At 59.5% G+C, this 23,058-nt stretch carries 17 protein-coding genes; 11 read left to right on the forward strand and 6 right to left on the reverse strand.

Going from position 1 to position 23,058, the window contains the following annotated elements; all coding sequences use genetic code 11:
* Positions 1–218 (forward strand): hypothetical protein (locus AN476_RS23255; RefSeq protein ID WP_054463135.1); only part of this gene is annotated, 218 nt, incomplete at its 5' end.
* Positions 219–784: 566 nt separating this feature from the next.
* Here the strand turns inward: AN476_RS23255 and AN476_RS17805 are convergent.
* Positions 785–3,070: an adenosylcobalamin-dependent ribonucleoside-diphosphate reductase gene (locus AN476_RS17805; protein ID WP_054463136.1), complete on the reverse strand. Its 2,286-nt coding sequence runs from the start codon at positions 3,068–3,070 to the stop codon at positions 785–787.
* A 346-nt stretch (positions 3,071–3,416) separates the two neighbouring features.
* Here AN476_RS17805 and AN476_RS17810 point away from each other — a divergent pair, with 346 nt between their 5' ends.
* The gene (locus AN476_RS17810) at positions 3,417–3,848 is read left to right on the forward strand and encodes a DUF1489 family protein (RefSeq protein ID WP_054463137.1); all 432 of its coding nucleotides are present in this window, start codon (positions 3,417–3,419) and stop codon (positions 3,846–3,848) included.
* Positions 3,849–4,121: 273 nt separating this feature from the next.
* On the opposite strand, the gene hisG is transcribed toward AN476_RS17810, so the two are convergent.
* From hisG to AN476_RS17830, 4 genes are all read right to left on the reverse strand, one after another.
* Complete coding sequence (hisG, locus tag AN476_RS17815; RefSeq protein WP_054463138.1) at positions 4,122–4,820, reverse strand: ATP phosphoribosyltransferase; 699 nt, start codon at positions 4,818–4,820, stop codon at positions 4,122–4,124.
* Positions 4,817–5,905 (reverse strand): ATP phosphoribosyltransferase regulatory subunit, encoded by a 1,089-nt coding sequence (locus tag AN476_RS17820; protein WP_054463139.1) that lies wholly within the window; start codon positions 5,903–5,905, stop codon positions 4,817–4,819. Before AN476_RS17820 ends, hisG begins: the two co-directional genes overlap by 4 nt.
* A 2-nt stretch (positions 5,906–5,907) precedes the next feature.
* Positions 5,908–7,407 (reverse strand): histidine--tRNA ligase, encoded by a 1,500-nt coding sequence (gene hisS, locus AN476_RS17825; protein WP_054463140.1) that lies wholly within the window; start codon positions 7,405–7,407, stop codon positions 5,908–5,910.
* A 204-nt stretch (positions 7,408–7,611) separates the two neighbouring features.
* Positions 7,612–8,436 (reverse strand): crotonase/enoyl-CoA hydratase family protein, encoded by an 825-nt coding sequence (locus AN476_RS17830; protein WP_172684849.1) that lies wholly within the window; start codon positions 8,434–8,436, stop codon positions 7,612–7,614.
* Positions 8,437–8,565: 129 nt separating this feature from the next.
* Between AN476_RS17830 and AN476_RS17835 the strand changes: the two genes are divergently transcribed.
* Positions 8,566–8,760 carry a SlyX family protein gene (locus AN476_RS17835; RefSeq protein ID WP_054463179.1) on the forward strand — a complete coding sequence of 65 codons (195 nt, stop codon included), beginning with the start codon at positions 8,566–8,568 and terminating at the stop codon, positions 8,758–8,760.
* 126 nt (positions 8,761–8,886) lie between these two features.
* Positions 8,887–9,513, forward strand: coding sequence for a hypothetical protein (locus tag AN476_RS17840; protein WP_054463141.1), 627 nt, complete (start codon positions 8,887–8,889; stop codon positions 9,511–9,513).
* Between the two features lie 142 nt (positions 9,514–9,655).
* Here AN476_RS17840 and dnaE read toward each other — a convergent pair whose 3' ends face one another.
* Positions 9,656–13,168 (reverse strand): DNA polymerase III subunit alpha, encoded by a 3,513-nt coding sequence (gene dnaE / locus AN476_RS17845; RefSeq protein ID WP_054463180.1) that lies wholly within the window; start codon positions 13,166–13,168, stop codon positions 9,656–9,658.
* A gap of 436 nt (positions 13,169–13,604) precedes the next feature.
* On the opposite strand from dnaE, the gene xdhA reads away from it, so the two are divergent.
* The 7 genes from xdhA to AN476_RS17880 all read left to right on the forward strand — a co-directional run bounded on the left by xdhA (position 13,605) and on the right by AN476_RS17880 (position 22,986).
* Entirely contained in the window at positions 13,605–14,966 is a 1,362-nt protein-coding gene (xdhA, locus tag AN476_RS17850) for a xanthine dehydrogenase small subunit (RefSeq protein ID WP_054463142.1), read from the forward strand.
* Positions 14,963–17,320, forward strand: coding sequence for a xanthine dehydrogenase molybdopterin binding subunit (gene xdhB / locus AN476_RS17855; RefSeq protein WP_054463143.1), 2,358 nt, complete (start codon positions 14,963–14,965; stop codon positions 17,318–17,320). The genes xdhA and xdhB overlap by 4 nt, the downstream gene beginning before the upstream one ends.
* Positions 17,310–18,254, forward strand: a complete 945-nt coding sequence (xdhC, locus tag AN476_RS17860) for a xanthine dehydrogenase accessory protein XdhC (RefSeq protein ID WP_054463144.1) — start codon at positions 17,310–17,312, stop codon at positions 18,252–18,254. The genes xdhB and xdhC overlap by 11 nt, the downstream gene beginning before the upstream one ends.
* Entirely contained in the window at positions 18,251–19,768 is a 1,518-nt protein-coding gene (locus tag AN476_RS17865) for an ABC transporter ATP-binding protein (protein ID WP_054463145.1), read from the forward strand. Before xdhC ends, AN476_RS17865 begins: the two co-directional genes overlap by 4 nt.
* Before the next feature lie 66 nt (positions 19,769–19,834).
* Positions 19,835–20,914, forward strand: a complete 1,080-nt coding sequence (locus AN476_RS17870) for an ABC transporter permease (protein ID WP_054463146.1) — start codon at positions 19,835–19,837, stop codon at positions 20,912–20,914.
* Positions 20,914–21,834 (forward strand): ABC transporter permease, encoded by a 921-nt coding sequence (locus tag AN476_RS17875; RefSeq protein ID WP_054463147.1) that lies wholly within the window; start codon positions 20,914–20,916, stop codon positions 21,832–21,834. The genes AN476_RS17870 and AN476_RS17875 overlap by 1 nt, the downstream gene beginning before the upstream one ends.
* A gap of 78 nt (positions 21,835–21,912) precedes the next feature.
* Positions 21,913–22,986: a BMP family ABC transporter substrate-binding protein gene (locus tag AN476_RS17880; RefSeq protein WP_054463148.1), complete on the forward strand. Its 1,074-nt coding sequence runs from the start codon at positions 21,913–21,915 to the stop codon at positions 22,984–22,986.
* Positions 22,987–23,058 lie beyond the last annotated feature (72 nt).

A 23,058-nucleotide genomic window follows, 5' to 3' on the forward strand; every position in this document is an offset into this window, starting at 1 on the left:
CTATCGGGCCTGGTTGGTCCATAATTCTGGATCAGTTTCTGCGGAGCGTTGAGGCAGATCCAGAATTTGCAAAGTCGCCCCCAGGACACCTACAGATCTCTGACGTCAAAACCACTATGGCTGGCGAGATATCCATCGGCTGGCATTGGTATTTCGATTGGGTTGAGCCCTATGAAGAGCGGCTGGAGAACCTCTCTGCAATCACCTGCTGCCTCTGAGGGCACCAGGGAGACATTGTGCGACAAGGAAATCGTTCTGAGCCGCTGTGTGGCTTTTGTCAGATGCCGACTCGAAAAGCTTGATGGCCACGGTCAAAAAAACACCTACTAAACCCAGCTACCGAACTCTTCGGCATTTCGATGGGGGGGCCTCTAAGAAAGAGCCAAGCGGTAAATCTGCGCCAAATCTTCACGACCAACCTGCGATTGTGAACTGAGACGGTATAGCGCCACGCATCGCTCAGTAGAGTCGCCACCTTCTCGTGCGCCTACCAAAATTGACCGAAAGACCCTTCATAGCAGTCGCACTCAAAGACGGCACACCCAGACAATCCTTTTTGTGGCCTTCATGGGAGAGCCTTGCCCAAATTGTACAGGGTCTAGGCAAACCCCTATGGCACAGTGTAGAAAACGACGCCAATCCCAATTGGGCTGGCGTCGCCTATTTCCCTGTAAAACAAGGGCCTTTGAAACCTTGGGCGTCAATGCCTCTGTATTTGGGCCCAAAACCGGCTCAATTGGGCTTCAATTGCATGGTTTCACAACATGACCCTAAGAGCCCAAAGTCAGCCGCACTTAGAATGGCCGCAGCTTCGGCAGGTCATGCAGCCTTCGATCATCTGCATGTCGAACTGGCCACAGCTGGGGCAGGCCTTGCCGCGGGGCGCATTTAGGTTCACCACCTCGGCCTGTGGATCCGACTTCAACCCCATGCCTTCGCCTTCCAAGAAACCTGTCTTGACCATATGGGTCTCGATCACGCCACCAATGGCCGCCAGGATCGAGGGAATATACTTGCCCTGCACCCAGGCACCACCGCGTGGATCAAAGACAGCTTTCAACTCTTCCACCACAAAGGAGACATCCCCCCCGCGCCGGAACACAGCCGAGATCATTCGGGTCAGAGCCAGCGTCCAGGCATAGTGTTCCATATTCTTCGAGTTGATGAAGACTTCAAACGGACGGCGATGATCAGAAATGATGATGTCGTTGATGGTCAGGTAGATCGCATGCTCGGAATCAGGCCATTTCAGCTTGTAGGTATGGCCCTCAAGGCTTTGTGGCCGGTCCAGCGGTTCAGACATGTAGACCACTTCGGCACTATCGCTTTGATGTGGCGCATCCGCCGTCTCACCGGGCGCTTTCTCAGAGCTTTCCGACACCGACAAGACCGATCCGGTCACATCATTGGGGCGATAGGTGGTGCAGCCCTTACAACCTTGGTCCCAGGCCTGCATGTAGACATCCTTGAAATCGTCAAAGGAGATGTCCTCAGGGCAGTTGATGGTCTTGGAGATCGAGCTGTCGATCCATTTCTGCGCCGCCGCCTGCATTTTCACATGTGCAGCAGGTGGCAGAGTCTGGGCATTGACAAAGTAATCCGGCAGGGCGGCATCGGTGCCGAATTTCTCGCGGTACATCTGCACCGCATAGTCTACGACCTCTTCCTCCGTACGCGAACCATCCTTTTGCAGGACCTTACGAGTATAGGCATAGGCAAAGACCGGCTCAATCCCGGACGAAACATTGCCCGCATAGAGGCTGATTGTGCCGGTGGGGGCAATCGAGGTCAGCAGCGCATTGCGGATGCCATGTTCGCGGATAGCATCGCGCACATCCTCATCCATGTTCATCATATTGCCCGAGGCCAGATAGGCTTCGGCATCAAACAACGGGAAGGCGCCTTTTTCCTTGGCCAGATCCACCGAGGCCAGATAGGCGGCGCGGGCGATCGCGTGCAGCCAACGGTCGGTCTGACGCGCCGCTGCGTCCGAGCCATATTCGAGTCCCAGCATCAAAAGCGCATCCGCCAGACCAGTGACTCCTAGGCCAATCCGGCGTTTGGCCTGGGCCTCGCGCGCCTGGGCCTCCAGTGGGAATTTGGAGACATCCACCACATTGTCCATCATCCGCACCGCGGTGGCGACCAACTCCTGCATCGCCTCCTGGTTCAGCTCGGCCTCTTTCTCAAAGGGGTTGCTGACCAGCCGCGCCATGTTGATCGAGCCCAAGAGGCAAGCGCCATAGGGCGGCAACGGCTGCTCGCCGCAAGGATTGGTGGCGCAGATATTCTCGATATAGTTCAGGTTGTTAGCCTTATTGATGCGATCAATAAAGATCACACCCGGCTCGGCATAGTCATAGGTGGCCTGCATGATCTTGTTCCACAGATCACGCGCCTCAACGGTATGATAAACCTTGCCGTCAAACTGCAACTTCCAGGACCCATCTGCCTTTACGGCTTCCATGAACGCATCCGAGATCAGCACCGACATGTTGAACATGCGCAGCCGCGCGGAATCGGATTTGGCGGTGATGAACTGTTCGATGTCTGGGTGGTCACAGCGCATGGTGGCCATCATCGCCCCGCGGCGCGAGCCCGCCGACATGATGGTCCGGCACATGGCATCCCAAACATCCATAAAGGACAGCGGTCCTGAGGCATCCGCCGCAACGCCTTTGACATCGGCACCACGGGGACGAATGGTCGAGAAATCATAGCCAATACCGCCGCCCTGCTGCATGGTCAGCGCTGCTTCTTTCAGCATGTCAAAGATCCCCGACATGCTGTCGGGCACGGTGCCCATGACAAAGCAGTTGAACAGGGTGACCTGACGCGCTGTGCCCGCCCCCGCCGTGATCCGGCCGGCTGGCAGATATTTAAAATCTTCCAGCGCCGCATAGAATTTCTCTTCCCAGACGCCGGGCTTGTCCTCGGCGCGGGCCAGATCGCGGGCGATCCGACGCCAACTGTCCTCCACGGTCACATCGATGGGCGTGCCATCCGCTTCTTTAAAGCGGTACTTCATATCCCAGATTTGTGCGGCGATGGGGGCAGCAAAGCGGCTCATATAGTGATTCCCTATTGGTCGATGTTCGCAGATGAGTGGCGGCTTCGATACTACAGGCTTATGGAAACTCTCAACGGTGAAATCACAGATCATTGAGAAATAATTACCAACTGTACCACAATATCTTGCTCGCACCAAATCTCAAAGCACTATATAGAGCCTCACCTCTGGACGACTCTGTGGATATCTTGTGTAAAACACGCAGCTCGACAGAGCGGCACAAAGCGCGCGTCAAATCGGCCAAAGCCCGCCCCAGGAAACCGGGCAATGATTCCGGGAGCACGCTGGTGCCGCGCGTAAAACCACCATATAGTGAGAGCGTTCCAAAGGATCTCAGGGGAAAGCATTGGGAAACTATGTCAATTTGGTAAAGCTCTCCGTCGGCACCGAAAGCATCGAGGGCCTGCAGGCCTGGCAAGAGATGCGCCGCGCCGAGCTCCCCGAAGGCCTGCCCCGCCATGTCACCCGCATGTGGCCCAAACGCGAGGCCGAGATTCTGTCAGGGGGATCAATATTTTGGGTGATCAAGGGCCAGATCCAATGCCGCCAACGCATTCTGCGGATGGATGAGGTCATCGGCGCAGATGGTATTCGCCGATGCGCCATCATTCTCGACCCCAAACTGCACCGGACCCATACAGCCACCAAACGCCCGTTCCAAGGCTGGCGCTACCTAAAACCCGAAGATAGCCCGGCTGATCTGCCTCAGGGGCGCAAAGCTGAAGAGCCGCTGCCGCTGGAACTCTCCCAGGCCCTGGCCGAGATTGGTGTTCTCTAGCCCCCCCTCAAACACAGCCGCTACCAAGCGATCCGATGGTCGGGTCAAGGGCCGCCCCGCGGCCCTGCGCAGCAGGGTTTACCCTTGAGGCGGAGATTGGAGTGGTCACACTCGCCTAGGCGCCTTTGGGGCAGAGCTGCCCCAAAGCGCTTCTCAGCAGAAAAAAGCGCCGCGCGATAGCGCGGCGCCGGGCCCAACGGGGGAGGCTCAATCTTTGATTGACCCGAGACGGGCGGGAGCTCTCGCCCTGCGCCATTCTCAGGCATTTGCCCGTCAGGTCTCACCGTGAATCAATGCGCTCAGAGCCTTCAGGGCCTCGCGCTCGGCTTCCGAGTAGCTGGCCACACGGCTGCGCCACAGGGTGGCCTGGCTTTGCAGCACCAAACCATCCGACAGCAGTTTCAGGTGATTGGCCCGCAGGGTTTCCCCGGTGGAGGTGATATCGGCCACCATCTCGGCAGTCTCGTTTTTCACTGTGCCTTCCGTCGCACCCTGGCTGTCAACCAGCTGGTAATCCGCCACCCCGGCCTCGGTCAGGAACTCGCGCACCAGACGGTGGTATTTGGTGGCAATCCGCAACCGGTGGCCATGGGCCTTGCGAAACGAGGCGGCAACCGCGTCCAGGTCGTCCAAAGTTTCCACATCAATCCAGCACTGCGGCACCGCCAAGATCAGATCCGCATGACCAAAACCCAGAGGCTGCATCTCTTCCAGCTGCTGCTCCCAGAGCGGCAGTTTTTCCTGCACCAGATCGGTGCCTGTCACGCCGAGATGAATGCGCCCTGCCGCCAGCTCGCGCGGAATTTCCCCCGCCGAAAGCAGCACCAGCTCCATCCCCGCGACCCCCTCAATAGCGCCAGCATATTCGCGCTCCGATCCCGTCCGCGCCAGGGTCAGCCCCCGTTTGGCAAACCAGTCAAAGGTCTTTTCCATCAGCCGCCCCTTGGACGGCACACCCAGTTTCAGGCTCATGACTGACCCTCCTCGAGCATCAGCATCAGATCCGGGCGCAACACGCCCCCAACGGCAGGGATTTCTCCCTCCTGCCCCAATTGGCGCGTCAGAGCGTCATAGCGCCCGCCGCTGGCAATAGGCGGCAGATCGGGGCGGGATCCGGCGTAAAAGCCAAAGACGAAGCCATCGTAATACTCCATCGAGGTCCGCCCATATGAAGCCTCGAAATCAAGGGTATCAATGTCGATGCCACGCGCCTTCAGCGCCGCAACCCGCTTGTCCAAACGATCCAGCGCCGGGCTGATCGCTGGCAGATCGACCGCGATATCGCGCATCTGCTCTACCGCAAAGGGCACGGTTTCGCGCACCGCCATCAGCGCCTCCAGCGCTAAAAGCTCATTTTCAGCAATGGGCGGCGCGGCGGCGTCTTCGCGCAGCAAAGCCACCCGCTCTGCCACTTCTGCTTCGCTGCGCTTGCCCAGCACTGTGGCCGAGCCGGTCAATGGACCCTCTGACGACAGCAGTTTCAGCCGGCTGTCCGGCACCGGGCTACGGCCGGCGTAGCGGTCCAACAGCGAGCGAAACCGCCGGGGACGCCAAATATGACGCATCAGCGCGGCTTTGCGCATCTCGGTGGTGTTCAGCCCTTCGACCGCCGCCATCAGGATGCCAATATCGCCGGTCGCCGCCCGCAACGGCAATCCGCGCAGCTGCAAGGCAATCAGCGCAAAGACCTCGGCATCGGCGCCAGCAGGATCATCACGCTCAAAGATCTCGTAGCCAACCTGCAGATATTCATTTGAGCGATCCGGATCGTGCTCCTGACGCCGGAAAACCTCGCCGGAATAGGTATAGCGCGCAGGTTCTGCCCCGTCGCGCATATGCATCTGCACCACGGGCAGGGTGAAATCAGGGCGCAACATCTGCTCGCCGCGCACCGCATCCGAGGTCACATAGGCGCGGGCGCGGATATCTTCGCCATAGAGGTCCAGCAGCGTGCCGGCGGGCTGCAACAGCGGCGGCTCCACAACCTGCGCACCTGCGGCCTCAAAATTCATGCGCAGCCTCGCAGCCCGCGCCAGTGTTTGCGATCTTTCAGACATGATCAATCCTGACTTTCGAGGATTTCGCGCACCTTGGCGACCAGGTCACCGCGCGGCACCTCAAACTGGCTGGGGCGTTCCTTCCACTCTTCCAGAGTGGCGCTTTCGGCGATCTTGGCGCCCAGGATCAAGTCCTTGATCTGGATGACCCCAGCCGCCTTTTCGTCACCGCCTTCGATCACCGCAACGGGCGAATTGCGCCGATCTGCATATTTCAGCTGGTTGCCAAAGTTCTTGGGGTTGCCCAGATAAACCTCTGCCCGGATGCCGGCATTGCGCAGTTCCGCCACCATGGTCTGGTAATCCGCCATGCGTGCCTTATCCATCACCGTGACCACAACTGGCCCCTTGGGCGTGGCAGTCAGACGGCCCTTTTCACGCAGCGCCGCAAGCAGACGGTCAACGCCGATAGACAGGCCAGTGGCCGGTACTTCCTGACCGGTGAAACGTTTCACCAGATCATCATAGCGCCCACCGCCTGAGACCGAGCCAAACTGGCGCTTGCGGCCCTTGTCGTCAAAGATCTCAAAGGTCAGTTCGGCCTCGTAGACCGGGCCGGTGTAGTAGCCCAAGCCCCGCACGATGGAGGGGTCAATCTCGATCCGGTCAGATCCATAGCCCCCCGCAGCCATCAGATCGCCAATTTGCTCCAACTCGCCAATGCCCTCGGCCCCAACCTTTGACGCGCCAACGGCCATGCGCAGGTTCTCGAATGTCTTGGCAGCATTGTCGGCCTTGGAGGTCAGGAAAGCCAAAACCGGCTCGACCTGATCATCGCTGAGGCCAACCCCGTCGATATAGGCGCCAGAGGCATCCAGACGGCCCTTTGTGAGCAGCTCGCGCACGCCCGCCTCGCCGACCTTGTCGAATTTGTCGATGGTGCGCAGCACATTGTCCTTTGCCGCCTGATCATCGCCCAGGCCCATGACCTCGAGCACGCCATTCATTACCTTACGGTTATTGACCCGCACCAGATAGTCACCGCGCGGAATGCCCACGGTCTCCAGCGTGTCGCTCAGCATCATGCAGATCTCGGCATCTGCCGCCATGGAGGCGGTGCCCACGGTATCGGCATCGCATTGATAGAACTGGCGATAGCGGCCCGGGCCCGGCTTTTCATTGCGCCAGACCGGTCCCATTGCATAGCGGCGGTAGGGCGTGGGCAGGTCGTTGCGATGCTGGGCGTAGACCCGCGCCAAGGGCGCCGTCAGGTCATAGCGCAGGGCCATCCACTCGCCCTTGTTGCTGTCGGGGTCGTGTTCATCCACTTCCTGCCAGGCAAAAACACCGGCATTCGGGCGCTCCACATCAGGCAGGAATTTGCCCAGCGACTCGACGGTTTCCACAGCCGAGCTTTCCAGCGCCTCGAACCCGTAATGATGATAGACACCCGCGATGGCGCGCAGCATTTCAGAACGCTGTGTTACCTCTTCGCCGAAATAGTCACGAAATCCCTTGGGCGTTACCGCCTTGGGACGGGGCTGTTTCTTGATCTTGGCCATGAAAAGGCCTCCTCACGGGTGGGTTTTGGTCATTTACTCGCCGCGCGGTCTAGCCCAAGCCGTGCCTATGGGCAAGGCGACAGGTTCGCCGCTGCCCCTTCAACGGCAGCGCAGAGGCAGAGCAATTGGGGGCTGCCTAGATCTTATGCGTAACAGCTGAGTGACAGACCCTCACCCGTTTACAGCCCCGGTCCAGTCCCGCTGTCAGATCTGCGAAAAATCGCCCGACCGCCCCAGCCCCTCGGCAAAGCGCTGCGCCCCGGTACGGCCCTCTTGGACAAAAGCCTTGGCTGAGCGCCATTCGCGCCGCAGGGCCTCGGCCAGATGCTGCGAGGGCATCCGCGCCGACAGATGATCCGCCCGCATACAGGCCTGCGGGAAGCGGGTGAGATCCTGCGCCAGGGCCTGGGCCATATCCAGAGCTTCTCCGCTGGGGGCGAGACGATCCGCAAAACCAATGCGATGGGCTTCTTCTGCAGGAAGTTTGCGCCCCGTGAGGATCAGATCATTGGCGCGCCCCTGCCCCAAGATTTGCGGCAGACGCACCGTGCCGCCATCGATCAAGGGCACCCCCCAGCGGCGGCAATAAACGCCTGCAAAGGCATCTTCGGCCATGACCCGCATATCGCACCAGGCCGCCAGCTCCATGCCCCCTGCAACCGCGGGCCCCTCAATGGCGGCGATCACTGGCTTTGACAACATCAGGCGCGACGGCCCCATCGGACCGGGGCGCGGGTCAACCACCGGGTCGCGCCAGTCAGCTTCAAGATCCAATGAAGAGAGCCATTCATCCGAGGCGCCCTCGCCAGCGGATTTGAGATCAAACCCCGCGCAGAAATACCCCCCCTTGCCGGTCAGCACCGCCACATGCGCGGTTTCATCCGCTTCAAAGCGCAAAAAGGCTGCATAAAGTGCCCGCGCCGTATCTGGCCCCACCGCATTGCGCATCTCTGGGCGACACAAAGAGATTGTCATGACGCCATCGCGCTGACGGATCTCCACCGGCGGGTTCTGGTCTGCACTGGTCATTATTGTTCTCTCCCCGATTTGCTGCCCGCTTGTGGACGAGTCACGCGCTTTGCCACCGAGCCTGCGCCTCTTGCCCATGGACCGGCAAGAGGAAGAGGCATATGACGTTGCGCAGCTATGGAGATGAACATGCAAGCCTTGGAAGAACAAATCGCCCACCTGACCCGCACCGTAGAAGAGCTGAGCGATGTCGTCGCCAGTCAGCAAAGCGAAATTGATCGTCTGACCAAACGGGTGCGGATGCTGATGGAACGCGAGGCCGGGCGCGAGCAGGGCAGCGGCGGCGCCCATGTCTTTGGCGATGAGCGTCCGCCCCATTACTGATCCCTGCCAGTCGTGGTTTCCCCTTGTTTTACAGGACCTCAGACCGCAGGCTTGCACCTGTATTTCGCTGACCTACGGGGCAGCCTGAGTGTTTACAAGTGAAACTGTTTAAGGAAGGGTGGACCCATGGCGGAGGCCAAAGACCCAGTCAAGACCGTGGAGGAGGCCGTTGTGGCCCATCAGGAGCGGGTGCTGAAATTCTACAAAACCCTGTGGAAACGCATTAAATCCGCACTGGCACCGCTAAAGAAATTCATCAAAGACCTGCTTTCGGCGGCCAAAGAGATTGCCAAAACCGTCGGCAAGAGCCTGATCACTCAGCTGACCAGCAGCATGCGCGCCATTCTGGATCTGTTGACCCGGCTGGAGAAGATGCTGAAATCCGTCATCCTGCTGGGCAAGCGCATTCTGGCCACCCTGCGCAAGGCGACGGATCAGGTCAAAGCCATCCGCTTTCTGAAAACCGTTGTGCGCAAATACGTCGCATTCATCACGCAGATCTGGGCGATGATTGCAGATCTGGCAAAACAAATCGGCCTTCTGGACAGGGCCATAGCAGTGCTGAACACCTTTGGCACGGTGCTGAGTTTCCTGTTCAATTGGATCAGCGCTCTGATCAAAGGCATCACTATGATGTCGCGCAACATCTGGCGCCATCTGAAACAGGGCATCAAGGCCTTTGTCAAAGAACGCAAAGAGGCAATCCAGCTGGGTCGCTTTGTTGCCAAGATGCCGGTGCCAAAGCCGGGTTAGCCAAGAAGACTGCCACGGCGATTTCTGTGCCCGGTCGTCAGGCCGGGCAGCCCCCGAACGCCCCCATGGGCGGGGGCTTTGCCCCCACCCGCGGTCAGGAACTCCCCTTGAGATCTGTCGCCATGCTATTCTCTGAGACTCTCTAGATCTCTTCGACCTCCATCACTCCTTCCAGAGATTTCAGCGCACCTTTGATCTGCGGGTTGATGGGGAACATCTGGCCCAGGCTCATCTCCACATCTCCCGGCAGATCGGAATCCTGCAGGTAAAGGTAGATTTCGCCGGGGCTGGCGCTGCGGGCGGCCTGTTTGGCGTCTTCCAATACCGTCGCCACGGTACTGATCGCCGTTGCATCATCCAGATAGATCCGCAAGGAGGATCGACCGGCATCAGCCACTGCCGCATCCACCGGTCCGGCGGAGCGCATCAAGAGCTTGAGCTGGTCGCTTTCCATCGTGGCCTCGGCGGTGATCACCACCTTGGAGCCGGTATCCAGATATTCCCGCGCTTTCTCCAGCACATCCGAGAAGATCGTCACCTCATAGCCGCCGGTGGTGTCCGAGAGCTGCGCAAAGGCAAAGCGGTTGCCGCGCGCCGATTTACGCTCTTGGCGTCCGGCGACAACCCCCGCCATCTTGGCCAGAAACGGCCCGCGCTCGGCCTTGGCCATGACCTCATCCAGGGTCAGGACATCCTTGCGTTTCAGTGCGGGCATATAGTCATCCAATGGATGGCCCGACAGGTAGAACCCAATCGCCTTGAATTCCTCAGACAACCGTTCTGCCGGCAACCAATCCGGCGTATTGACCAGGCGCGGCTCTGGCAGGTCATCACCGGCCTCGCCAAACAGGGACACCTGGTTGGAGTTCTTCTGCTCATGAATGGCGTTGGAGTAGTTCACCAGGCCCTCAAGGCTGTCAAAGACCCGACGGCGGTTGCGGTCGAGCTGGTCAAAGGCGCCGGCACGCGCAAGCATTTCCAACGGGCGTTTGCCAATCTTTTTCAGATTCACCCGGCGGGCAAAGTCAAACAGATTGACAAAGGGGCGTTCATGGCCGTCTTCATTGCGCGCCTCGGCCACCAGCCGCATCACATCTGCACCAACGTTTTTAAGCGCGCCCAGCGCATAGACCAACTCGCCATTCACCACATTGAAGGTAGCCAGAGAACGGTTCACGCAGGGCGGCACATAGGGCAGACCGAGTCCCTTTTTGACCTCTTCAAAATAGACCGCCAGCTTATCCGTCAGATGGATATCGCAGTTCATCACGCCAGCCATGAATTCAACCGGGTGGTTCGCCTTAAGCCAGCCGGTCTGGTAAGACACCACCGCATAGGCCGCAGCGTGGGATTTGTTGAAACCGTAGTTGGCGAATTTCTCCAGAAGGTCAAAGACCTCGGATGCCTTTTTGGCCGGTACGCCATTCTCGCCCGCGCCTTTTTCAAACTTGGGGCGTTCGGCGTCCATCGCCTCCTTGATCTTTTTACCCATGGCCCGGCGCAGCAGGTCAGCGCCGCCAAGTGAATAGCCCGCCATCACCTGGGCAATCTGCATAACCTGTTCCTGATAAACGATAATACCTTGGGTTTCCTCAAGGATATGGTCGATCAGCGGATGCACGGATTCGATCTCTTTGAGACCGTTTTTCACCTCGCAATAGGTCGGGATGTTCTCCATCGGACCCGGACGATACAGCGCCACCAGGGCAACGATATCCTCGATACAGGTCGGCTTCATCCGCTTCAGCGCATCCATCATGCCGGTGGATTCCACCTGGAACACCGCCACCGTCTTGGCCGAGGAATAGAGATCATAGGTGGGTTTATCATCCAGCGGGATGGCGTTGATCTCGTTCACCGCACCTGTCGGCGGCTCGTAAAGTGTGACGCCATCCGCTGCCACATGCAGATCACGGCCAGACTGTTTGATCAGATCCACAGCGTTTTGAATGACTGTCAGGGTTTTCAGGCCCAGAAAGTCGAATTTGACCAGCCCGGCCTGCTCCACCCATTTCATGTTGAATTGGGTGGCCGGCATGTCAGATCGCGGATCGCGGTAGAGTGGCACCAGAGCATCCAGAGGCCGGTCGCCAATCACCACCCCCGCCGCGTGGGTACCGGCGGACCGCAGCAGGCCTTCGACCTGCATGCCGTATTTTAGCAAGCGGTCCACAACCGGCTCGTTCTTGGCCTCTTCGGCCAGGCGCGGCTCTTCCTTCAGACTGTCCACAATGGACATCGGCTTGACGCCTTCGACCGGGATCAGTTTCGACAGGCGGTCCACCTGGCCATAGGGCATCTGCAACACGCGCCCCATGTCACGCACCGCCGCCTTGGACAACAGCGCGCCAAAGGTGATGATCTGGCCCACCTTGTCGCGGCCATATTTCTCCTGCACATATTTGATCACCTCTTCGCGGCGATCCATACAGAAGTCGATGTCAAAGTCAGGCATCGAGACCCGTTCCGGGTTCAAGAACCGCTCGAACAGCAGCGAGTAACGCAGCGGATCCAGATCGGTAATGGTCAGCGCATAGGCCACCAAAGAGCCCGCACCCGAGCCCCGCCCCGGCCCCACCGGAATATCGTGGTCCTTGGCCCATTGGATGAAGTCGGCAACGATCAGAAAGTATCCGGGAAAGCCCATTCCCTCGATGATGCCCAGCTCAAAATCAAGCCGCTCTTGGTATTCTTCGACGCTCACGGCATGGGGGATCACGGCCAGACGGTTCTGCAGCCCCTCGTTGGCGATACGGCGCAGCTCGGCCACCTCGTCATCGGCAAACTTGGGCAGGATGGGATCACGCAAATAGGCCTTGAAGGCACAACGCTTGGCGATTTCCACCGTATTTTCAATAGCCTCAGGCAGGTCCGCAAAAAGCGCGACCATTTCTTCCTGACTTTTGAAGTAGTGCTGAGCCGTCAGACGGCGACGCGGTTCTGACTGATCCACATAGGCGCCTTCGGCGATGCAGATCATCGCGTCATGGGCCTCATACATTTCGGTATTGGGGAAATAGACGTCATTGGTAGCGACCAGAGGCAGCTCCATGGCATAGGCCATTTCTACATGTCCGCGTTCGCTCAGCTTCTCAGCCTCTGGCTGGCCATCCTCACCAGGATGGCGCTGCAGCTCGACATAGAGCCGGTCGGCAAAGATTGCTTTCAGCCGCTGCATCAACTCTTCGGCCGCCGGACGCTGTCCCTGGCGCAGCAGCCGCCCCACCGGTCCATCGGGCCCGCCGCTCAGGCAAATCACATCGCCCGAATGTGTGGCCAATTCCTCAAGCGTCACATAGGGCAACTCGCTGCCCTGACGCAGATAGAGGCAGGAGTTCAGCTTCATCAGATGCTCATAACCCGCTTCGCTCTGCGCCAGCAAAACCAGCGGCGCAGGCGCCTGCGGGCGTTCCCCAGGCGCAGGGTCGACATAGCGTAGATCCAGCTGGCAGCCGACAATAGGCTGCACCCCCGCCTTGCTGGCAGAAACCGAAAACTCCAGAGCAGAAAACAGATTGTTGCTATCCGTAACCGCAATTGCCGGCATCTCGTGTTTCTTACACAGATCCGGCAGCTTCTTCAGGCGCAAAGCGCCTTCCAACAGTGAATATTCCGTATGGCTACGCAGGTGAATGAATCGAGGAGCATTTGTCATGAGCACCAAGCTATCCCATCCCCCGCGCAAGGATAAGAGCCGATCTTGTGCCATCAACCAAACCCGGGCTTTCGCGCAGAGTTTTCAAACTGGCGTGGATTTGATCAGATCATCGCCCAGGCGCCGCCTATTGCATCGGAAAACCCGAGTAAAACCAATCGCATTATCAAACCATCTTTGAAAGTCCTTTGCGACAAGACCGAATTACCGGAGCGTTGGCCTTAGGATTTGCTTTAATAATAACAGCATGCCCCAGTATACGGTAATAATCTTGCGCGTTAAATGCTGCAGGGCAGAGTCGCTTTTTCTTGCCAGAACAAGACAGTGCTTCGTAGGTTATCTGCAGCAAGCATAAACAAAGGCCCGCTAGGTTTTCTACGTCGCATCGAAAGCATGGCATCAGGGGTGGTTCACGTAAGGCGACGGGTTTCACACGATGACAATCACCTTTCATCTGAACGGTGAAGAGGTTGTGCTCAAGGATCTGGATCCTTCGGCCACACTGCTTGATTTTCTGCGCGAAGACCGCGCCATGACGGGCACCAAGGAAGGCTGTAACGAGGGCGACTGCGGCGCCTGCACGGTCATGGTAACGGATAAGGCGGGCTCAAAGCCGCTGAATGCCTGCATTCTGTTCCTGCCCCAGCTCAACGGTAAATCCATTCGCACCGTAGAGGGCGCGGCCGATACCGATGGCACCCTGCATCCGGTGCAGGAGGCCATGATTACCCATCACGGCAGCCAATGCGGATTTTGCACGCCGGGCTTTGTTATGTCGATGGTCACCGCCCATAAGAACGGCGCGACGGATCATGATGTGCAATTGGCCGGGAACCTCTGTCGCTGCACCGGCTATGCGCCGATCGTTCGCGCTGCCGAAGCGGCGGCGGAGCAACCCGTGCCGCAGTGGATCCGCCACGAGCCCCTGCCGCAAGCGACCGAAACAGAAATGCTGCCGCGTTCTGGTGATGCGTTGGCAACACTCTATGCTGCCAAGCCCGAGGCCCGGCTGGTGGCAGGTGCAACCGATCTGGGGCTCTGGGTCACCAAAGGGCTGCGCGATCTGGGCGAAATGATCTTCCTGGATGGCTGCGAGGACCTGAAGCAAATCGAGATCAGCGACCGCGAGATCCGCTTTGGGGCCATGGTGGATATGAACCGCGTCCGCGAGACCCTCGCGCCGCTGCATCCGTCTTATGCCGAAATGATCCGCCGCTTTGCCAGCCAGCAGGTGCGCGCAGCCGCCACGATTGGCGGCAATATCGCCAATGGCTCTCCCATCGGGGACAATCCGCCTGCGCTGATCGCTTTGGGCGCGCGGTTACACCTGCGCCAGGGCGACCGCCGCCGTGACATCGCACTGGAAGATTTCTTCATCGACTATGGCAAACAGGACCGCCAACCCGGCGAATTTGTCGAGGCGGTGAGCATCCCACGCCAGCCCGACCGCCTGCGCGTCTACAAACTCTCCAAGCGGTTTGATCAGGATATCTCAGCTGTGCTGGGCGCCTTTACTATCACTCTGGCCGATGGCAGCGTCACTGAGGCCCGTGTGGCCTTTGGTGGATTGGCGGGCACGCCCAAACGCGCCACCCATGTTGAGCAGGCTCTTCTGGGCCAGCCCTGGTCTGAGGCGACGGTTGCTGCAGCGGCCGCTGAGATAAGCCAGGACTTCACCCCGATGACGGATATGCGGGCTTCGGCAGAGTATCGCCTCGAAACCGCCCGCAACATGCTGATGCGCTATTTCAGCGATCTCACTGGCGCCAGCCAGTCAGTTCTGGAGGTGCAGCTATGAGCGTTGCTAAGCCCCTGCCCCATGACGCGGCAAAACTGCATGTGACCGGTCAGGCGCGCTATGTGGATGACACACCTCTGCCGCGCGACACCCTGCATCTGGCCTTTGGCCTGTCCAGCATCGCAAAAGGGCGCATCACTGCGATGGATCTTGCGGCAGTCCAATCCAGCCCGGACGTGGTGGCCGTTTTGACGGCTCAGGATCTGCCCTTTGCCAATGATGTCTCGCCCTCCGCGCATGACGAGCCGCTGCTGTCGGATGGCACGGTGCATTATCTGGGTCAGCCGCTGTTTCTGGTTGTGGCGCGCAGCCACCGCGCTGCGCGGGTTGCCGCCCGCCGGGGAGAGATTTCCTATACCGAAGAAGACGCGCTGCTGACGCTGGATCAAGCCTTGGCTGCCAACAGTCGCTTCGAGGAAGGTCCGCGCATCTACCAAAAAGGCGACGCCGCCACAGCCATTGCCGCAGCCGCGCATCAGGTTGAAGGCAGCTTTGAACTCGGCGGACAGGAGCACTTCTACCTAGAGGGCCAGGCCGCCCTGGCGCTGCCACAGGAAGACGGGGCGATGTTGGTGAATTCCTCGACCCAGCATCCAACCGAAATCCAGCACAAGGTGGCTGAGGCCATCGGCCTGCCGATGCATGCGGTACGTGTCGAAGTCCGGCGCATGGGCGGCGGCTTTGGCGGCAAGGAAAGCCAGGGCAATGCCCTGGCCGTCGCCTGCGCCGTGGCCGCGCGCCAGACCGGCAAGCCCTGCAAGATGCGCTATGACCGCGATGATGACATGGTGATCACTGGCAAGCGCCATGCCTTTCGCATCTCCTACCGAGCTGGATTTGACGATGCAGGCCGTTTGCAGGGGGTCGATTTCACCCATCTGGTCAATTGCGGCTGGGCGCAGGACCTGTCGCTGCCGGTGGCCGATCGCGCCATGCTGCATTCCGACAATGCCTATGCTATTCCCGCGATCCGCATCGAAAGCCACAGGTTGAAAACCAACCTGCAAAGCGCCACCGCCTATCGCGGCTTTGGAGGGCCGCAGGGTATGGTTGGGATCGAACGGCTGATGGATCACATCGCCTATGAGCTGGGGCTGGATCCGGTGGAGCTGCGGCGACGCAATTACTATGACGCGCCTGATGAAGGCTCAGAGGGGGGCTCTGCCCCCCGGTCTGCGACCTCCCCCCGGAATATTTCGGGAAAGATGATACCCCGGGACAATACCACGCCCTATGGCATGGAGGTGCGGGATTTTGAACTGCATGCGCTGACCGATCAGCTGCTGAAAAGCGCCGACTATGCAGCCCGTAAAGCCGAAATTTCGAAATGGAACGCTGGGCAAAGTGATCTAAAACGCGGGCTGGCCTTTTCGCCGGTGAAGTTTGGCATCTCCTTCACGCTGACCCATCTCAATCAGGCCGGCGCTTTAGTGCATGTCTACCAGGATGGCTCGGTCCATTTGAACCATGGTGGCACCGAGATGGGCCAGGGGCTGTTTCAGAAGGTGGCACAGGTGGCGGCCAGTCGGTTTGGGATTTCGATGGCACAGGTGAAGATCACCGCCACCGATACCGCCAAGGTGCCCAATACTTCTGCCACTGCGGCCTCCTCGGGGACCGATTTGAATGGTATGGCTGTGAAAGCAGCCTGTGACACCATCCGCGACCGCATGGCCGAGTTTCTGGCCCAGCGACATCAAACAGATGTGGGCGCGATTGTTTTTGCCGATAACCAGGTGCGTATTGGCGCCACAGAGATCTCTTTTAACGAGGCGGCAAAACAGTGCTACGAGGGGCGGATCAGCCTGTCGGCCACCGGGTTTTACAAGACCCCAGATCTGAAATGGGACCGGATCAAGGGACAGGGCAGACCGTTTTTCTACTTTGCCTATGGCGCGTCGCTGACAGAGGTGGTTGTGGATCGCCGCTCGGGCGAAAACCGCATTTTGCGCTGCGACATCCTGCATGATGCAGGCGCCTCGCTGAACCCGGATCTGGATAAGGGACAGGTGGAGGGCGGCTATGTGCAGGGGGCAGGCTGGCTCACCACCGAGGAGTTGATCTGGGACCCGCAGGGGAACCTGCGCACCCATGCGCCCTCTACCTACAAGATCCCCGCCTGCTCTGATCGTCCCGATGTGTTCAATGTCGCGCTTTATCAGGGGGAAAACCGCGAGAACAGCATCTACCGCTCCAAGGCAGTGGGGGAACCCCCCTTTATGCTGGGGATCTCGGCCTGGCTGGCGCTGAGCGATGCAGTCGCCCAGTTTGGGGAGGGCTATCCAGCCCTGGATGCCCCGGCCACGGCCGAGGAAATCTGGCGCAAAGCCAGGAGGCTGAGCCATGGGGTTTGACCTGCAGGCCTTGCGCGCCGCCATCGCGACATATGGGCCGGTGACCCGGGTGGTGATTGCCGCCATACGCGGCTCTTCTCCGCGTGAGGTCGGCGCCGCCATGCTGGTCTGGGATCAGGGACAAAGCGGCACCATCGGCGGCGGAACGCTGGAATATGAGGCCGCCGCAGCCGCCCGCAGGCAAGGGCCCCAGGCCCGGCTCAGCACTCATGCTTTGGGGCCTGATCTGGGCCAGTGTTGCGGTGGATCCGTGACCCTGCTGAGCGAGCGCTATGACAGTGCCGATCTGGCAAATTTGGATCCGGACATGATTGTGCGCCCCGTCACAACCGAGGCCAGCCAAAGCCAGCCTTTGTCGGTAAAACGCCTGTTGGCGCAGCTCAGAGCTCAGGGGCAACGCCCCGAACCGCAGTTGCTTGACCAGTGGATGCTGGAGCCTGTGCACCAACCGCAGACAGATCTGTGGATCTGGGGGGCGGGCCATGTGGGGCGGGCTTTGGTCGATGTGCTGGCGCCGCTGCCGGATCTGGCCATCACCTGGGTGGATACCGCGCTGTCACGCTTTCCAGCGACAATTCCGGAAGGGGTCACCATGCTTCCGGGTCAGGATCCGACAGTTTTGCTGCGTCATGCGCCAGGAAAAGCACAACATCTGGTGTTGACCTATTCCCATGAGCTGGATCTGGCGCTATGCCACGGGCTGTTATTGCATGGGTTTTCTTTTGCGGGGCTGATTGGCTCGGCTACCAAATGGGCGCGGTTTCGCAGCCGGTTGGCAGCCTTGGGTCATGGCCCCGCCGAGATTGCCCGCATCACCTGCCCGATCGGCACCCCTGCCTTGGGCAAACACCCGCAGATGATTGCGGTCGGCGTCGCGGCGGAGCTGCTGGCACGGGCGGCAAGACAAGAGATGAAAGAGGAGCGGCGCGCGTGACTGAGGTACTCTTGAGCCTGAAGGGCCTGACCAAGGCCTACCCCGGCGTGGTGGCCAATGACAGCGTTTCCTTTGATATCGGCGCGGGCGAAGTCCATGCGCTGCTGGGTGAAAACGGCGCGGGCAAATCCACTCTGGTTAAAATGATCTACGGGTTGGTGAAACCGGACAGCGGCGAGATGTTGCTGCGCGGTGCGCCTTTTGCCCCCAACGAGCCCCGCCAGGCCCGCGCCGATGGCATTGCCATGGTGTTTCAGCATTTCTCGCTGTTTGACGCGCTCAATGTGGCAGAGAACATTGCTCTTGGGATGGAAAACCCACCCAAGATGGGCGATCTGGCCTCCCGTATCCGCGAGGTTTCCGAGGCATATGGGCTACCGCTGGATCCCTACCGCACGGTGGGCGACCTATCGGCGGGCGAACGTCAGCGGGTCGAGATTATCCGCTGCCTGTTGCAGGATCCCAAGCTGCTGATCATGGATGAGCCAACCAGTGTTTTGACCCCACAAGAGGTCGAAATCCTGTTCCAGACGCTGCAGAAATTGCGGGCCGAGGGCACCTCGATCCTCTATATCAGCCACAAGCTGGAAGAGATCCGCACCCTGTGTGACCACGCCACCATTCTGCGCCTGGGCAAAAACGTTGGGGAGTGTATCCCTGCCGAAACCTCGGCCAGTGAAATGGCGGAACTCATGGTCGGCGCAGCGCTTACGCCACCAATGCGCGGCAAGCGTGATCTTGGCGAAGTGGCAATGGATATTTCCGGCTTGTCGGTCCCAGCACCTTCGGCCTTTGGCACCGCACTGCGCAATGTACATCTGACCGTGCGCCGAGGCGAGATCCTCGGCATTGGCGGGGTTGCAGGCAATGGCCAGGATGAGCTGCTCTCGGTGCTGTCTGGCGAGGTTTTGACAGACAGTGATGCCGTCAAGCTGGGCCGCGCACCGATTGGCCATCTAGGGCCGGTTGCGCGGCGGCAGTTGGGAGTTCTGGCCGCGCCAGAGGAGCGGCTGGGACATGCCGCCGCCCCCGATATGAGCCTGACAGAAAATGCCATGCTGACCGGGGCTACCCGCGAAGGCCTGGTGAAGAACGGGTTCCTCAAATGGACCGCAGCCAAGGATTTTGCCGAGCGCATCATCAAGGATTTTGACGTGCGCACACCCGGGCCAGAAAACGCTGCCCGCTCGCTCTCTGGCGGCAACCTGCAAAAGTTTGTCATCGGGCGCGAGGTCTTGCAACGGCCCGAGGTTCTGGTGGTGAACCAGCCCACCTGGGGCGTTGATGCCTCGGCGGCAGCGGCCATTCGCCAGTCGTTGCTGGATCTGGCAGCCGGAGGAGCCGCGGTCATCTGTATCAGTCAGGATCTGGACGAGCTGATGGAGATTTCCGACACATTTGCGGCCCTCAACGAGGGGCGCCTGTCCTCCCCGCGCCCGGCAGAGGGGCTAACAGTGGAAGAGATCGGTCTGATGATGGGCGGCGCCCACGGCATGGAGGTGGCGCATGTTTGAGACCACGCGCAAGAGTTTCGCCTTCGGCGAGAATATTTGGGGAAAGATGATACAGGGGGTCGCGCAATGATCCGGCTAGAGAAACGACCACAGCCCTCCCGCGCCTGGTCCCTGGCCACGCCCGTTGTGGCGGTGCTGGCCACCATGGTGGCCGGTGGCATGCTCTTTGGGATCCTGGGCAAGGATCCGGTGGAGGCTATCCGGACTATTTTCTGGGAGCCGTTGTTTGGAGAATTTGCCTTTTACTACCGGCCGCAATTGTTGGTGAAAGGCGCGCCCCTAGTGCTGATCGCCATCGGCTTGTCGCTGGGGTTCAAGGCCGGAATATGGAACATCGGCGCTGAGGGGCAATATATCATCGGTGCCCTGGTGGGTGCCGGCATTGGTCTCGCCTTTTATCCGCTGGAGGCCTGGTTTGTCTTTCCGCTCATGGTGATTGGTGGTGCCTTTGGCGGCTGGCTCTGGGCGATGATCCCGGCCTATCTGAAGACCCGTTTTGGCACCAATGAGATTCTGGTGTCCTTGATGCTGGTCTATGTGGCCGAGCAGTTCCTGGCCTCTATGTCCCTAGGGTTGCTGCGAAATCCCGAAGGGCACGGCTTTCCCGGCTCGCGTAATTTCAACAGCTATGAGGGCGCAAGCAGCTGGATCAATGAAAATGCTGGTATGCATTGGGGCGTGGTCGCGGCGCTGATTGCGGTGATCTTTGCCTATGTGCTGCTCAATCGCCATATGGTGGGCTATCACATCCGCCTCACTGGTGAAGCGCCCCGCGCCGCCCGCTTTGCCGGGGTGAAGCCTGCACGGCTGATCCTATTCTGTCTTGGCACCTCGGGCATGCTGGCCGGGCTGGCCGGATTGTTCGAGGTCTCGGGCCCGTCGGGACAGGTCTCGATTGATTTCAACGTCGGCTATGGCTTTACCGCCATTATCGTTGCCTTTCTGGGGCGTCTGCATCCGGTGGGCATCCTGCTGGCAGGTGGTTTGATGGCGCTGACTTATATTGGCGGCGATATTGCCCAGTCGAACCTGCAACTGCCCTCGGCGGCGATTCAGGTGTTCCAGGGGATGCTCTTGTTCTTCCTCTTGGCCTTTGACCTTCTGACCAATTTCCGCATCTCGCTTGGCAAACCGGAGGTCGCATAATGGATCTGTCTGCAATTAATCCCGTCCTGCTCATTGCCTCGCTCATGGTGGCGGCGACGCCGCTGTTGTTTGCCGCCATTGGTGAACTTGTGGTGGAGAAATCCGGGGTGCTGAACCTGGGCGTCGAGGGCATGATGATCATCGGCGCGGTGGCTGGCTTTGCCACCGCCGTCGAGAGCGGCTCGCCTCTGTTGGGCTTTGTCGCAGCCGCCGGGGCGGGCGCGGCGCTCTCGATCCTCTTTGCCATTCTGACGCAATATGCGCAGGCCAATCAGGTGGCTTCGGGCCTGTCGCTGACGCTGTTTGGTCTGGGGCTCTCAGCCCTGATGGGGCAGAGCTATGTCGGTATCAAACCACCACAGATGCAAAAGCTGGATATTCCATTGCTCAGCGATCTGCCAGTCATTGGCCCGATCCTGTTTGGCCATGATCTGATGCTCTATGTCGCGCTGATGCTCATCGCTGCCGTCTGGGCGGTGATCAAGTTCACCCGTATCGGTCTGGTGCTGCGCGCGGTGGGTGAAAACCACGATGCTGCCCATGCCCTGGGGTATAAGGTGGTGCGCATTCGCATCATAGCGATCCTGTTTGGCGGTGCCTGTGCTGGGCTTGGCGGCGCCTACATCAGCCTGATCCGTGTGCCACAATGGACCGAGGGCATGACCGCTGGAATCGGTTGGATTGCCCTGGCACTGGTGGTCTTTGCCAGCTGGAAACCCTGGCGGGTACTGCTGGGTGCCTATCTTTTTGGCGGCGTGACCGTTGTTCAGCTTAATCTTCAAGCTGCCGGCGTTGCCATCCCGGTGGAGTATCTGGCAATGTCGCCCTATCTGATCACCATTCTGGTGCTCGTCATTCTATCGGCTGATAAAAGCAGCGCACCTGCTGCTTTGGGTCGCAATTTTCACGCTGCCCGCTGAGCCTATAAGGCTGGCAGCAAACGACTTGTCCGGGGGCGACCTCGGGCACAATTAAAACCAACACGGGGGATCCCTTTGATGAAACTGACAAAACTCATGACCAGCGCCGCAGTGGCCTTTGGTCTTGCAACCTCTGCTCTAGCGGACGACCCAACCAAGGTCGGCTTTGTTTACGTAGGCCCCGTCGGCGACGGCGGCTGGACCTATGAGCACGATCAGGGCCGCAAGGCGGTGGTTGAAGAGTTCGGCGACAAGGTCGAAACCGTCTATGTTGAAAACGTCGCCGAAGGCCCAGATGCTGAGCGCGTGATCACCCAGATGGCTCTGCAGGGTGCCGATCTGATCTTCACCACATCCTTTGGCTACATGGATCCCACCATCAACGTGGCGGCAAAATTCCCCAATGTCCGCTTTGAGCACGCAACCGGCTACAAGCAGGCCGAAAACGTCGCCACCTATTCAGCGCGTTTCTACGAGGGCCGCGCGGTGCAGGGCACCATCGCGGGCAATATGACCAAGAGCAATATCGTCGGCTACATCGGCTCCTACCCGATCCCCGAAGTTATCCGCGGCATCAACTCTGCCTATATCCACGCCAAGAAAGTGAACCCCGACGTAGAGTTCAAGATCGTCTGGGCTTTCACCTGGTTTGACCCCGCCAAGGAAGCCGACGCCGCCAAGGTTCTGATCGAACAGGGCGCCGACGTGATTCTGCAGCACACCGACTCCACCGCGCCACAGGCTGCCGCTCAGGCCGCTGGCAACGTCATCACCTTTGGTCAGGCCTCCGATATGGCCGAGTATGGCCCACTGCCACGGGTGTCCTCGATCATCGATGACTGGGCACCTTACTATATCGCCCGCACCCAGGCCGTCATGGATGGCACCTGGACCAGCGGCAACACCTGGGATGGCATCGGCGCCGGCATGGTTGGCATCGGTGAAATCTCCGACGCAGTTCCAGCTGACGTGAAAGAAGCCGCACTGGCGATGAAAGCCGCCCTGGCGGATGGCTCCTACCACGCCTTTACCGGCCCCATCAACAAACAGGACGGCTCTGCCTGGTTGGCGGATGGTGAAGTTGCAGATGACGGCACCCTGGCGGGCATGAACTTCTTTGTTGAAGGTATCGAAGGCGACATCCCGCAATAAGCTGCTGCAAACAAAATTGACCTAAAGGCCCGCCAATTGGCGGGCCTTTTTCCTGTGCGGGTCACCAAAGGT

The sequence above is a fragment of the Phaeobacter sp. 11ANDIMAR09 genome, assembly GCF_001294455.1.
Taxonomy (GTDB): Bacteria; Pseudomonadota; Alphaproteobacteria; order Rhodobacterales; family Rhodobacteraceae; genus Pseudophaeobacter.